Source organism: Enterococcus sp. 5B3_DIV0040, assembly GCF_002140755.1.
Classification (GTDB): Bacteria; Bacillota; Bacilli; order Lactobacillales; family Enterococcaceae; genus Enterococcus_D; species Enterococcus_D casseliflavus.
Genome location: NZ_NGLC01000001.1, coordinates 2,237,136 through 2,249,502, shown reverse-complemented (window position 1 = coordinate 2,249,502; position 12,367 = coordinate 2,237,136). Strand labels below are relative to the sequence as shown.

Annotated in this window: 13 protein-coding genes; 9 read left to right on the top strand and 4 right to left on the bottom strand. The window is 43.6% G+C overall.

The annotated features are described in order from the left end of the window. Window positions 1-54 precede the first annotated feature (54 nt). From A5883_RS10555 to A5883_RS10520, 8 genes are all read left to right on the top strand, one after another. A complete protein-coding gene (locus A5883_RS10555; protein WP_086338503.1) occupies window positions 55-288 on the top strand; it encodes a DUF1858 domain-containing protein in 234 nt (77 codons plus the stop codon). Then, entirely contained in the window at window positions 285-1,598 is a 1,314-nt protein-coding gene (locus tag A5883_RS10550) for a DUF438 domain-containing protein (RefSeq protein ID WP_086338502.1), read from the top strand. The genes A5883_RS10555 and A5883_RS10550 overlap by 4 nt, the downstream gene beginning before the upstream one ends. Window positions 1,599-1,812: 214 nt before the next feature. Continuing rightward, window positions 1,813-2,637 carry a PRD domain-containing protein gene (locus tag A5883_RS10545; protein ID WP_156235531.1) on the top strand — a complete coding sequence of 275 codons (825 nt, stop codon included), beginning with the start codon at window positions 1,813-1,815 and terminating at the stop codon, window positions 2,635-2,637. Between the two features lie 97 nt (window positions 2,638-2,734). Then, window positions 2,735-4,636, top strand: coding sequence for a beta-glucoside-specific PTS transporter subunit IIABC (locus A5883_RS10540; protein WP_164890364.1), 1,902 nt, complete (start codon window positions 2,735-2,737; stop codon window positions 4,634-4,636). Window positions 4,637-4,683: 47 nt separating this feature from the next. Further along, entirely contained in the window at window positions 4,684-6,189 is a 1,506-nt protein-coding gene (locus A5883_RS10535) for a sulfatase-like hydrolase/transferase (protein WP_086338500.1), read from the top strand. 18 nt (window positions 6,190-6,207) lie between these two features. Then, window positions 6,208-7,320: a radical SAM/SPASM domain-containing protein gene (locus A5883_RS10530; RefSeq protein ID WP_086338499.1), complete on the top strand. Its 1,113-nt coding sequence runs from the start codon at window positions 6,208-6,210 to the stop codon at window positions 7,318-7,320. Continuing rightward, window positions 7,317-8,093 carry a sulfite exporter TauE/SafE family protein gene (locus A5883_RS10525; protein ID WP_074534991.1) on the top strand — a complete coding sequence of 259 codons (777 nt, stop codon included), beginning with the start codon at window positions 7,317-7,319 and terminating at the stop codon, window positions 8,091-8,093. Before A5883_RS10530 ends, A5883_RS10525 begins: the two co-directional genes overlap by 4 nt. Before the next feature lie 15 nt (window positions 8,094-8,108). Then, window positions 8,109-8,972, top strand: coding sequence for a formylglycine-generating enzyme family protein (locus tag A5883_RS10520; RefSeq protein ID WP_086338498.1), 864 nt, complete (start codon window positions 8,109-8,111; stop codon window positions 8,970-8,972). A 51-nt stretch (window positions 8,973-9,023) separates the two neighbouring features. Here A5883_RS10520 and A5883_RS10515 read toward each other — a convergent pair whose 3' ends face one another. The 4 genes from A5883_RS10515 to A5883_RS10500 all read right to left on the bottom strand — a co-directional run bounded on the left by A5883_RS10515 (window position 9,024) and on the right by A5883_RS10500 (window position 11,788). Next, complete coding sequence (locus A5883_RS10515) at window positions 9,024-9,866, bottom strand: hypothetical protein (RefSeq protein WP_086338497.1); 843 nt, start codon at window positions 9,864-9,866, stop codon at window positions 9,024-9,026. A 180-nt stretch (window positions 9,867-10,046) separates the two neighbouring features. Further along, complete coding sequence (locus A5883_RS10510) at window positions 10,047-10,262, bottom strand: DUF378 domain-containing protein (protein ID WP_008379021.1); 216 nt, start codon at window positions 10,260-10,262, stop codon at window positions 10,047-10,049. Window positions 10,263-10,290: 28 nt separating this feature from the next. Next, on the bottom strand, window positions 10,291-10,635 hold the full coding sequence (locus tag A5883_RS10505) for a YrhK family protein (RefSeq protein ID WP_086338496.1): 345 nt from the start codon (window positions 10,633-10,635) through the stop codon (window positions 10,291-10,293). A 19-nt stretch (window positions 10,636-10,654) separates the two neighbouring features. Continuing rightward, on the bottom strand, window positions 10,655-11,788 hold the full coding sequence (locus tag A5883_RS10500; protein ID WP_074534994.1) for an alcohol dehydrogenase catalytic domain-containing protein: 1,134 nt from the start codon (window positions 11,786-11,788) through the stop codon (window positions 10,655-10,657). Between the two features lie 287 nt (window positions 11,789-12,075). Here A5883_RS10500 and A5883_RS10495 point away from each other — a divergent pair, with 287 nt between their 5' ends. After that, entirely contained in the window at window positions 12,076-12,360 is a 285-nt protein-coding gene (locus tag A5883_RS10495) for a hypothetical protein (protein ID WP_005225480.1), read from the top strand. Window positions 12,361-12,367 lie beyond the last annotated feature (7 nt).

Sequence of the window (12,367 nt, the reverse complement as noted above, 5' to 3'; positions counted from 1 at the left end):
TTATACTAAGGATATCTTATTGAGAATCATTCTCACTGAAAGGAAGACCTTACTATGAAAGAAATCGATCTGTCAAAAACGCTCTATGAACTTGTGGCACAATATCCTGAAATACAAGAAATCATGAGTCAACTAGGGTTTACGGCGATCAATCAACCAGGGATGCTGCAAACTGCTGGACGTTATATGACGATACCCAAGGGTGCTCAGATCAAGAAGATCCCCTTGGAAATGGTTTGTCTTGCTTTCGAAAAACAAGGGTTTCTTGTGAAAGGAGCGACGAAATGAAAACCAACAGTCAAAGACAAGAACGGATCGTCGAAATACTGAGTTTGCTTCACCAAGGCGGTTCCTTTGAAGAAGCTAAACGCTTGTTTAACGAAGAATTTGATGGTGTGGATGTGACGGAGATCACTGCTGCTGAAAAAGCTTTGATCCAAACGGGGTTGGACCCTTCTGAGATTCAGCGTTTGTGCAATATTCATGCTGCTGTTTTTAAAGGATCGATCAATGAGATCCATCACTCCAATGAAGAATATGGGCAACCAGGCCATCCTGTGCATACCCTGAGATTGGAGAACCAAGTCCTGCAATCCCTGTTGACCGATGAGATCGACAGCCTCTTAGCCAAAATCAAAACCGGTGATTGGACGCCTAAAAAGCGTCTACAAGCTGCCTGCAATGATTTAATGCAGATCGACAAACACTATGCGCGAAAAGAAACGTTGATTTTTTCTTACATGGAGAAGTACGGCATCACTGCGCCGCCAAAAGTGATGTGGGGTGTTGATGATGATATTCGGGTTATGATCAAAGCGCTCAATGAGCTTTTGGCATCCGAAAAAGCTGCCTATAATCCAATCGCTGTCCAATGGGAAGCAGTCAAAAACGAGATCGAAGAGATGATTTTCAAAGAAGAAGAAATCATGGTGCCAATGACGCTGGATGTCTTCAGTCTTAAAGATTGGGAACAAATTGCGGCTGACAGTTTTGACATCGGCTTTGCCTTTATCCCAGAACCGCTTCCTTGGAAACCGAGCCAAGAAGCCCTTGAAAAGGAACTGGCGGCAGAACCCGCACGGCAAGCGGCGATCAAACAAGCCCGAGAAACAACCGCTGGCATCGCAGCCGGTTTAGGATTCAATGACTTTCAAGTCACAGAATCGGAAGATTCGCCGCAAATTGCTGAACAGCCGACCGTTTCATTGCCTACTGGTAATCTGCAATTTGAGCAATTGGTGGCCATTTTTCAAACGTTGCCAGTGGACTTGACCTTTGTAGATAGTGAAGAGCGGGTGCGCTTTTATTCAGAAGGCAAGAGGCGCGTCTTTCCACGAACGAATTCGGTTTTAGGTCGTGAAGTCGTCAACTGCCATCCACCGAAAAGCATGCATCTCGTGCAACAGATTTTGGATGATTTTCGAGCGGGTACCAGGGAGACTGCTGAATTTTGGATCGATATGCGGGGCCGTAAAATCTATATTCGCTACTTTGCATTAAAAAATGAAGCAGGCATCTATTTAGGGTGTCTAGAAGTCACGCAAGACATTACGGAGATCCAAAAAATCGAAGGGCAAAGCCGGTTGCTGGATCAGTGAGCAGTTTGGAGAAAGGCTGATTCGTGTCTATTTGAAACGAAGCAAAAAAAGAAAAATCAATAAAACGCTTGCAACGTTTCTAGAAAAATAGTATAGTAAAGGCAATCAAATGGGTAGTTACTGATAATGCAGGCTATACCTTTTTACGTGTGTATGGATCCTACACATGTATTAAGGTATCGCCTTTTTTCATTTTAAGGAGGTGAGAAGCGTCTTGAAGATCAAAAAAATCTTAAACAACAATGCAGTTTTGGTCGGACAAGATGGCAAAGATTTTATCTGGATCGGTACCGGCCTTGGCTTCAAAATGAAACCAGGACAAACCGCCGATGAATCAAAAATTGAAAAAGTGTTTGTGCTTCATAAGAACAAAGTTTCCGAGCGGTTTTTAAGTTTATTGTCATCCATACCGACAAACTATGTGTCTTTAGCGGATGATATTATCTCACTTGCAAAAGCGGAAATAAAACAGGAGTTAAGCGAGACGCTGTATGTATCACTTACCGATCATCTGTATAACCTGTTCAAACTGCATGAACAAGGAATCACAGTTACGAACCGATTATCATGGGAAATAAAAAAGTTTTATCCGCAGGAATTTGAAGTTGGTAAAAAAGCATTGGAAATGATCGGACAAGAAACAGGGGTCGTCTTTGAGGAAGAGGAAGCAGGAAATATAGCAATGCATTTGATCAATGCACAAGTAACAGATGAGGTTGATCAGCCAAAAGATGTCCAATCGATTGCAAAAAAGATTCGCGATATTATTTCACTTATACGATTTTCAAACAAGATACAAATTGATGAAAACTCTTTGGCATTCGATCGATTTATCACCCATTTGCGCTTTTTTTTTCAACGATTGAAGGCTCGACCAGATGTGGTAAAAGCAAATCCACTATTGGGACACGTGAGCGGACAGTATGCAGACGCTTATAAGACGATGCTTTTGATTGAAAAGTATTTAGGTGTTCCCTTGAACGATGATGAAAAGCTGTATTTAACGTTACACATTCAAAAGTTAATAGAGAACGAATAAAGGTTGTTACTGATAATGCAGGCAAGACTGATAATTATTCCATCAAGGAATAGTTATTTGTCTTGCTTTTTATTTTTACATTGAAAGGATGAGAACGATGGCATATCAAGAATTGGTCGATGAAATTTTAAAAGGAGTCGGCGGAAAAGAAAATATCAATGGGGTGACCCACTGCATCACAAGGCTACGTTTTGATTTGAAACATGAGGAGCAAGCAGACACCGAAACACTGAAAAAGACGAAAGGGATCGTGACAGTCGTTCAAAGCGGCGGTCAATACCAAGTCGTGATCGGCAATCATGTGCCAGAGGTGTACCAAGAATTTGTTCAACATGCAGGATTGGCAGGAAATGATGCGGCACCTTCGGGAGAAAAGAAAGGACCGCTGGATGCTTTTATCGATGTGATCTCCAGTATCTTTACACCTGTATTGGGTCTTCTAGCTGCCACAGGGATGATCAAAGGATTAAATGCGCTATTTGTTTCTTTGGGATGGATTGAGAATACGTCAGGAACCTATGCGATTTTGCAAGCAGCAGGCGATTGTTTCTTCTACTTCTTTCCAATCTTTTTAGGATATACCGCAGCGAAAAAATTTGGTTTAAAGCAATTTGTCGGTATGGCGATCGGTGCTGCCCTTGTTTATCCAGCCTTGTCTGGCTTGACGGCAAATGCCGAACCGTTGTATTCCTTGTTTGCAGGAACCGTTTTTGAATCGCCTGTTTATGTCACTTTTTTAGGAATACCAGTCATTTTAATGAGTTATAGTTCCAGCGTTATTCCAATCGTCATTGCTACCTATTTTGGTGCCAAATTAGAAAAAGGCATTACAAAAATCATTCCTAGTATTGTACGGAGTTTCTTAGTTCCTTTTCTAACCGTCTTGATCATGGTTCCGCTGACTTTCATTGTCATTGGTCCGATCGCGACGTGGATCGGCAATTTGTTGGGTGCGGCTGTGTTGGCGATCTATAACTTCAGCCCAATTATTGCAGGGATTGCAGTTGGTGCTGTTTGGCAAGTGTTGGTCATGTTTGGTCTTCACTGGGGAATCATTCCGATCGCAATCAACAATATTGGTGTTCTTGGTTACGACCCAGTGATGGTCTTAGGACAAGCGACTCCTTTTGCGACCGCAGGAGCTGTGCTGGCAGTTATTATTAAGTCTAGAAATAATTCTATTCGGGCAATCGGGATTCCCGCATTTATTTCCAGTCTGTTTGGGGTATCAGAGCCATCCTTGTACGGTATCACTTTGCCTAGAAAAAAACCATTTATTGCGACCTTGATTTCAGCCTCGATCGGCGGATTGATCATGGGTGCAATGGGAACAAAATCCTTTATTATAGGTGGGATGGGTATCTTCAGTTTACCCAACTACATTGATCCGACAGAAGGCATCGGAAGCGGCTTTTATGGGTATGTATTAGCAATCACTGTAGCATTCGTCTTATCATTTATTTTAACGATTACTTTCCTGTATGATCCGCAAGAGGATCGGCAAGAAGCGATAACTAGTGATAATGAAGCCTCACCTTTGATCCCATCAGAAAGAGAAGCGAAAGAAATCACTTTTTCGTTACCATTAACAGGCATCGTTTTGCCTTTGTCGGCAGTAGAAGATCAAGCATTTGCAAATGGACTATTAGGAAAAGGCTTAGCAGTTTCACCAGATGAAGGACTGGTTCGAGCTCCTTTTGACGGAGTAGTTGAAACACTGTTTCCAACGAAGCATGCGATTGGCTTGAAGTCGGACGATGGCGTGGAAGTGTTGATTCACATCGGCATGGATACAGTGAACTTAGATGGTCGTTTTTTCGAAACAAAAGTCAAGCAAGGGGATCAGGTCAAGCAAGGAGAGGTATTGCTTACATTTGATAAAGAAGAAATTGAAGAGGCAGGATACTCGTTAGTGACGCCGATCGTCGTTACGAATACTTCCGCATACTTAGATGTGATCGCTGATGATAATCGAGGGGCGATAACGATCGTCAAGTAGTCGCAATGACCAAGAAAAGGAAAGAAAAGAAAGAAGGAAAGAATGCTATGCGAGCAATTATGCTGATGTTTGATACTCTGGCTAGAGATTTTTTATCAAACTACGGAAACGATTGGATCAACACACCAAACTTTGAACGGCTAAGAGAAAAAACGGTTACGTTTGACAACTTTTATGGTGGCAGCATGCCTTGTATGCCAGCGAGAAGAGAACTTCATACAGGTCGTTACAATTTTATGCATCGTTCGTGGGGTCAATTAGAACCGTTTGATTCGTCAATTTTTGATACGCTGCAGCAAAATGGTGTCTATTGTCATTTGGTAACCGACCATTCCCATTACTTTGAAGATGGCGGTGCCACTTATCATAACCGTTATTCCACATGGGAAGGATTTAGAGGACAAGAAGGTGACCGATGGGTTCCAAGAAAACAGGCAGAGAATCATCCACCGCTGAATCCGTTAAATAAGAGTGGTATTTCTGTGGAACAGCATTTTGCGAATCGAACACGGCAAGCAGTAGAAGAAGACCTGTCCACGGTTCAAACGATCCAAGCCGGCTTGGATTTTTTGGAACAGTACAAAAATGAAGATCAATGGTTTTTGCAAGTCGAATGTTTTGATCCCCATGAACCATTTTATGTGCCAGAAACCTATCGCAAATTGTACCAGGAGACACCAAATGAATCACCTTACTTTTGGCCAAAATATGGTCGTGTAATAGAAGACGTTGGCGAGCAGGATTTGATTGAGCTGCAAAAAGAATACGCAGCGTTGATCAGTATGTGTGACCATCACTTAGGACGAGTGTTGGACTTTATAGAAAAAAATAATATGTGGGAGGATACCTTGATCATTGTGAATACCGACCATGGCTTTTTGTTAGGGGAACATGACTGGTTAGGAAAAAACGTCGCACCGATGTATGAAGAAATCATCCATCTGCCCTTTTTCATCAGTTACCCACAGGCTGAATCGGGAACCCATACCCAAGTATTGAGTCAAACTATCGACATTCCAGCAACTTTATTGGATTATTTTGAAATTGAGAACACCTTAGATATGGATGGCAAATCTTTGCTGCCTGTGTTGAAAAAACAGCATTCCCAACCGCTTCATAAAGAAATTGTTTTTGGTACAAACGGCGGTCATGTCAATATCTACGATGGTCGTTATGTGTATATGCGTGCATCGGTTCACCCTTCGAATGGACCAATCACCATGCAGACGCTTAGTTATGCTTCATTGCGTGGTTTTTTGAATAAAGAGGTCTTAGACAGCATGGTCTTGAAAGAGGGCAATCGATTTACAAATCATTTTCCTTACACAGAAGTCGAAGTTTCCACCTATATCGATTCTTATTCAGTAGGCCACTTGCTCTTTGATTTAAAGAATGATCCAAAGCAGTTAACACCGCTTCATGACCCACTGATTGAACAAGAAATGATTCAGAAATTGATTAAAGTAATGGATCAGATTGAAGCCCCTGAAAGCGAGTATCAGCGCTTAGGTTTAAGCAATAGTCAGAGGCAGACAATTGCACAAAAGAAATAAAAAAGCGAGGAACAACAAATGAAACACATCTCCGTATTGATCAAGCCAGCATCCTCTCTTTGCAATCTGCGCTGCACCTATTGCTTTTATGCTAACGTCAGTTCCTTGCGCGAAGTGCGTTCCTTTGGCAAAATGAAAGAGGATGTAATGGAAAAGATGATTGCAAACATTTATGCAGACTTAGAAGCTGGCGATCATTTGACGTTGGCATTTCAAGGCGGAGAGCCGACGATGGCGGGGCTGAGTTATTTTAGAAAACTAACGGCTTATGTTGCGGCGCAAAAAAAGCAAGTGACAGTACACTATGCGATCCAGACCAACGGCATGGTGATCAATGACAAGTGGTGTCGTTTTTTGAAAGAGCAGCGCTTTTTAGTCGGGCTGTCGATCGATGGGCATCCGCTTGCGCACGATCGGCATCGATTAGACGCCAAAGGGCGGGGGACCTTTGCTAGGGTTTTACAGACCAAGCGGTTATTGGATGCCTATCAGATCGAGTACAATGTCTTGTGCGTGTTGACAAATCCGTTAGCAAAGGAAGCCCAGCGTGTGTTTGACTTTCTCAAAGAAGAGCAGATTGCATTTGTGCAATTCATTCCTTGTTTGGCTGATTTGGATGCCACATCAACCAACGACTATGCTTTGACACCAAGAAGCTTTGCTGGCTTTTATCAGCAGCTGTTGGCGTTTTGGCTGCAGGAATTGAAGCAAGGGCGCTACCTAAGTATCAAGCTGTTCGATGACTTATTGAATCTATTGGTGCGGCAGCAAGTAACTGCCTGCGGAATTCTAGGCAATTGCCAAGTGCAGTATGTGATCGAAGCCGACGGCAGTGTCTATCCTTGTGACTTCTATGTATTAGATGAGTATCGCATGGGCTATATCCAAGAGCAAACGTTGCGGGAATTGTTTTCTCAAGACTGTTCGCAGCAGTTTTTGTGCCAGAAAAAAGACATGCCTTCGAAGTGTACGCAATGTCCTTTCCAAAAAATGTGCCGAGGAGGCTGTAAGCGAATGAAAGATGCAATGTACGTGGATAGTGAGGGTTTTTGCGGCTATCAGGAGCTGTTAAAAGACTTTACACCTAGAATCAATGAGATACTGGGACTTTTGCAAGGGGTGAGACAATGATCGGACTGATTTATTTTCTCGTGATCGTCTTAGCAAATGCCGTAGGGGCAGTTTCGGGCATGGGGGGCGGCGTGCTGATCAAACCGATTTTCGATTTTATCGGCGCCCATTCTGTTGCTGCGATCTCTTTTTACTCGGCGACAGCGGTCTTCACGATGTCCATCGTTTCGACAGCTAGACAATTAGCCAGTGGACGGAAAATCAATTGGTCGATTGCCTTGTGGGTTTCTGGCGGCGCTGTGTTAGGCGGTGTTTTAGGCAATGTTGCCTTTGAACAGCTATTGCTGGTCTTTCGAGACGACAAGATGGTTCAGCTGATCCAAATCCTTGTGACCGTGCTAACACTATTGTTTGCTTTTTTGTATACAAAATATAACTGGCGTGGGTTTGCGCTGGAAAAAGTCGGCTGGTATGCAGCTTGTGGCTTGATTCTCGGCTTTCTAGCCAGTTTGCTGGGGATCGGCGGCGGACCCATCAATGTTTCTTTATTGATGCTGCTGTTTGCCATGCCGATCAAAGAGGCGACGATTTATTCAATTTGTACGATTTTTTTCTCACAGCTGGCAAAAATTTTGACGATCGCTTTTACGACAGGTTTTGGTGCGTATGATCTGCAAATTTTGTGGTTTGTTATTCCAGCCGCGATCGTGGGAGGACTGTTAGGCGCCAAGGCCAGCAACGTCCTGTCACCGCAGCGAGTGACACTGGTATTTCAAACTGTGATCGTGCTGGTGTTACTGATCAATCTGTACAATGGCTATCAATTATTGTAAAAAGGAGGCAAACAGATGCCCACGATTCCAGCAGGAACTTATCGAATCGGCACGAATACGATGGACGGCTTTGCCGAGGATCTTGAGGGACCGCAAATCAGCCTCGACAGCCCAGCATTTGCCATTGATGCCACGACGGTGACGAACCAAGCTTTCCAAGTTTTTGTGGAAGCAACAGGATATGTCACAGAAGCCGAGCGATTTGGCTGGTCGTTCGTTTTTCACTATTTTTTAAGTGAGCAAACGAAACACCGCAGTCAAAAGGTACCAAATATGGCTTGGTGGTACGCGGTTAGCGGCGCAGATTGGCGTCATCCTGAAGGACCTGATTCAACGATTGCCCAGCGGATGGATCACCCAGTGGTTCAGGTGTCTCGCAACGATGCGATCGCCTATTGCCAATGGGCAAAAAAACGCCTCCCGACAGAAGCAGAGTGGGAGATCGCTGCAAAAGGCGGGACAAGTTTTGAAAAATATCCTTGGGGAAGGGAATTTTTGGCAGAAAATACCTATCATTGCAATATTTGGCAAGGAGAGTTTCCAAAAAGCAACACGCGAGCAGACGGCTTTGCCAATACAGCGCCAGCGAAATGGTATGAGCCCAACGGCTTTGGTCTCTATCAAGTGATCGGCAACGTCTGGGAATGGTGCGTCAATCCTGCCCGCATCCCGCTGACACAGTTTCAACAACAGACGGGACAAACCTTTTGGGCAAGGAATCAAACACAAGATGATCAACTGTATGCGACTCGCGGCGGTTCGTTTTTGTGCCACGAATCCTATTGCAAACGATACCGAATTGCCGCTAGAAATGGTAATTCTGGGATGTCGGCAGCCAATAATCTAGGGTTTCGGTGTGTCAAAGACTTGGATCAGTAAACCGATAAAAGCAAAAGCGGCACCTATTCACGTGGATAGGTGCCGCTTGTTTTATTGCCATTCGGATTGATAATTTCCTTTGAGATCATAAACATAATTGATCTCGGTGCGATTACGAATCCCATTTAAACCAACGGTCCAAGTCCATTCGCCTTGGAAGCCGTTTAAAATGACGATGCTGACGCCAGGAACATAGTGATCCAGCTGAGCTGCTCGTGCCTCAGAATCCTTGATGATCTTGGGAATGACGCCCCAATCGATGGCATCAAAGGCAATGGTATCTTCCATCGAAAGCTCGATCGTATCGTCGTCTTTTTTCCATTTAGTCAACAGATTTTCTGGGTAATACCAATACTCGTCTTGCAGGCCTGTGTTTGGATTGATCACTCGCGCAACTGCATAAATGCCGCTTTTCAGCGGGACATTGCGGATGTGAAAACTATAGCTTACCAGTTGCAGCTCTTTGTCCTTGAATGAGGATTGATTCGGCAGCGCAGCCATAATTTCTTTGGCACTGGCTTCTTCTCGAAAGAGTTGGCGGTCTACAGGTAAAAAGGTGGAAACTACGCCAATACAAAAGAGAATCACTGGCAGCAAGAGCAATGAGAATAACCAATAGAATGGCGATTTTTTCCGTTTCTTGATGCCGATGACCAAACCAATCAAAAAGACCAGCAGGATCCCTGCGACCCAAAAGTAGGGGAACAAACGAATGATCTGATGCCTGGTTTCAACGACTTGGTATTCATTCAGACCAAACCAATTTTCCGCGATGGTGAGGTTATTTAAAACAATGATTCCGCCAATAATACTTAGAATAAATAAGAAAATCAATAGCAAAAGTATCCGGCCGAGTATCCGACGTATCAGCGAGGGTCTAGTAGGTGGGGTCATGAGTCACGTCCTTTTTGTTTTTTCGAAAATAGTAGGTTAAATACAAGAGTAGTACAACTGGTGTTTTTTTTCAATGATTGTAGACAAAAAAACTGCATCCACAGATGCGACCTCAAAAAGTTAGACCAAAAATCTAACTTTTTAGGGTCAGGACACCGCAGATGCAGGTTTTATTTTCAATTAGTCGAGTGTTTGTTGGCGGGCGATAGCTGGAAAGAATTTCAGGCTATACAATGCGCTGATCCCAACTAGAATATAAATGACGCGGGCAATGATCGACGTGCTGCCGCCGGTGATCGCTGCGACAAGGTCAAACTCGAAGGCGCCGACCAGCAGCCAATTGATACCGCCGATGATCAATAAGGTCAGTGCGATCCCATCAAATGTTTTTAACATAGGAAACTCCTCTCTAGTTGTCGTCCCATCAACGTTCATCGTCGGTGATGGTGACATCTTTTTCTTTCTCGCCTTGTTGATTGCGCTCATTATAGATATAGACATGGCGAACGATTTTAATCAGCGGGCGAATGGTCAAAAAGACTCCGCCGATCAAATAAGCAATCGTTCCGTAAATCGCAGGCAAGCTAGTTAATGAAACGATACTTCCGAAAATATAAAACAAGCCCGTCAAAATATCATTCGTAAGTGAGATCAACATGTAGCGATTTTGAAAGTAGATGCGAAAGCGGCTTGCCTTGATGATCACATCTTCTTCTTTTCCCGGATCGAATTGATGTTCACTCCGTTTGATTTTTGGCATAGGTGCCATCACTGCTCCTTTATTTGTGCTAAGGTTTCAAGACAACTTTGATATTCTTGTCTTCTTTTTTGTCAAAAATCTCATACGCTTTGGCAGCATCTGCTAGAGGCATCGTGTGGGTGATGATCTGTGACGGATCAAAGAGTCCGTCCGCAATCATGTCATAAATTTTTGGCATCAAATGGATCACAGGTGCTTGCCCGTGTTTGACATCAATGTTGCGCATAAAGAATTCTTGCAATGGATAAGAAGAAGCAGGTGTCATGTAAACGCCAGTGATTTGGACGGTACCAAATTTTTTGACTGCTTTGGCGGCCATCTGGATCGGTGAGATCGTGCCACTTTGCAAGCTGACTAGGTTTTTGGCTTTTTCTTTGACGGGTTCTAAACCATCCATCCCAACACAGTCGATGATTACATCAGCGCCACCTTTGGTCAGCTCATACAGTTCATCAGCACTAGTAGCCAAATCATCCAATTGGAATGTTTCGACTTGATTGTAGCTGCTGGCTTTTTCTAAGCGATGAGCAACAGGGTCCACGGCAATCACCCGCTTAGCGCCTGCCATCACGGCAAATTTTTGGGCAAACAACCCAACTGGGCCTGAGCCTAAGACGATCACGGTATCATCCTTTTTGACGCCCGCATTTTGGACGCTCCAATACGCTGTAGGTAAGATGTCAGATAAAAACAATACTTTTTCATCAGGGATCGTTGATTCAGGTACGATAAACGAGGTGAAATCTGCGAAAGGAACGCGCAAGAATTCGGCTTGACCGCCCCAGTGGTTGCCGTTCATTTTTCCAAAACCGAATAAGCCGCCATACAATGTATCTTCTGAAGAATTGTCGCATTGACTTTCCATTTCATTTTGACAAAAGTGGCAATGGCCACAACCGATATTGAAAGGGATGACGACGCGGTCGCCTTTTTTTAGTTTCTGTACTTGACTGCCAACTTCTTCGACAATACCCATTGGTTCGTGACCAACAACATAGCCTTCTTCCAAGACCGAGCCGCCATGGTGGTAAAGGTGGAGATCAGAGCCGCAGATTGCGGTTGCGGTGATTCGGATGATCGCATCCGTCGGTTCTAAAATCGTTGGATCTTCTACACGGCGAACGTCCATTTTTTGATTTCCTTGCCAGGTTACTGCTTGCATCATTTTTCCTCCTTGTTTGTTCAGATAAGTTCGGACAATCACTAATTTTTTCAACAACACGTTTTTACTTTTTAGTAACAGTTAATTTAATTCTGCAAGGATTTTAAGGATTTGACAACGAAAACGCTCAAAACGGTTGATTTGTTTTTTCTTCATCAATGGTTTAAAAAAAGAAAAACAGATGATTTGCTAAAAAAGTGAAAGCGTGACACTATTAAAGTGAAGCATGCATGCGTTACGAGTATCTAACGAAACCTGCATCAACTAGTGACAAGAAATGAGGAGGGATGATCATGGATCTAACGATTCGAGGAAAAGCTTCCTGCACCAATTGCAATGAAAACTTTGATGGGAAGCTGGTCGTTCATTTACAAGAAGACAGCGAGGGGCAATTAACCATGGTACCACCGTTGGAAACGAATGAATTGGCAGAAGATGAAATCGCTATTCATTATGCTTACGGGGAAGTGAAGGAAGCCATCGAAGGAACCTTCATATGTCCAAACTGTCAGACTGAAAATGAGGTTCGGATTGAAATTCCGACTGAGCTATTAGATGGCTCAATGAATTAAATGAATA

Coding starts and splice junctions, on each gene's coding strand:
- A5883_RS10500 (WP_074534994.1), bottom strand. CDS start 11,788: ATGCAAGCAGTAACCTGGCAAGGAAATCAAAAAATGGACGTTCGCCGT.
- A5883_RS10555 (WP_086338503.1), top strand. CDS start 55: ATGAAAGAAATCGATCTGTCAAAAACGCTCTATGAACTTGTGGCACAA.
- A5883_RS10525 (WP_074534991.1), top strand. CDS start 7,317: ATGATCGGACTGATTTATTTTCTCGTGATCGTCTTAGCAAATGCCGTA.
- A5883_RS10495 (WP_005225480.1), top strand. CDS start 12,076: ATGATCATGGATCTAACGATTCGAGGAAAAGCTTCCTGCACCAATTGC.
- A5883_RS10515 (WP_086338497.1), bottom strand. CDS start 9,866: ATGACCCCACCTACTAGACCCTCGCTGATACGTCGGATACTCGGCCGG.
- A5883_RS10535 (WP_086338500.1), top strand. CDS start 4,684: ATGCGAGCAATTATGCTGATGTTTGATACTCTGGCTAGAGATTTTTTA.
- A5883_RS10540 (WP_164890364.1), top strand. CDS start 2,735: ATGGCATATCAAGAATTGGTCGATGAAATTTTAAAAGGAGTCGGCGGA.
- A5883_RS10550 (WP_086338502.1), top strand. CDS start 285: ATGAAAACCAACAGTCAAAGACAAGAACGGATCGTCGAAATACTGAGT.
- A5883_RS10530 (WP_086338499.1), top strand. CDS start 6,208: ATGAAACACATCTCCGTATTGATCAAGCCAGCATCCTCTCTTTGCAAT.
- A5883_RS10520 (WP_086338498.1), top strand. CDS start 8,109: ATGCCCACGATTCCAGCAGGAACTTATCGAATCGGCACGAATACGATG.
- A5883_RS10510 (WP_008379021.1), bottom strand. CDS start 10,262: ATGTTAAAAACATTTGATGGGATCGCACTGACCTTATTGATCATCGGC.
- A5883_RS10505 (WP_086338496.1), bottom strand. CDS start 10,635: ATGGCACCTATGCCAAAAATCAAACGGAGTGAACATCAATTCGATCCG.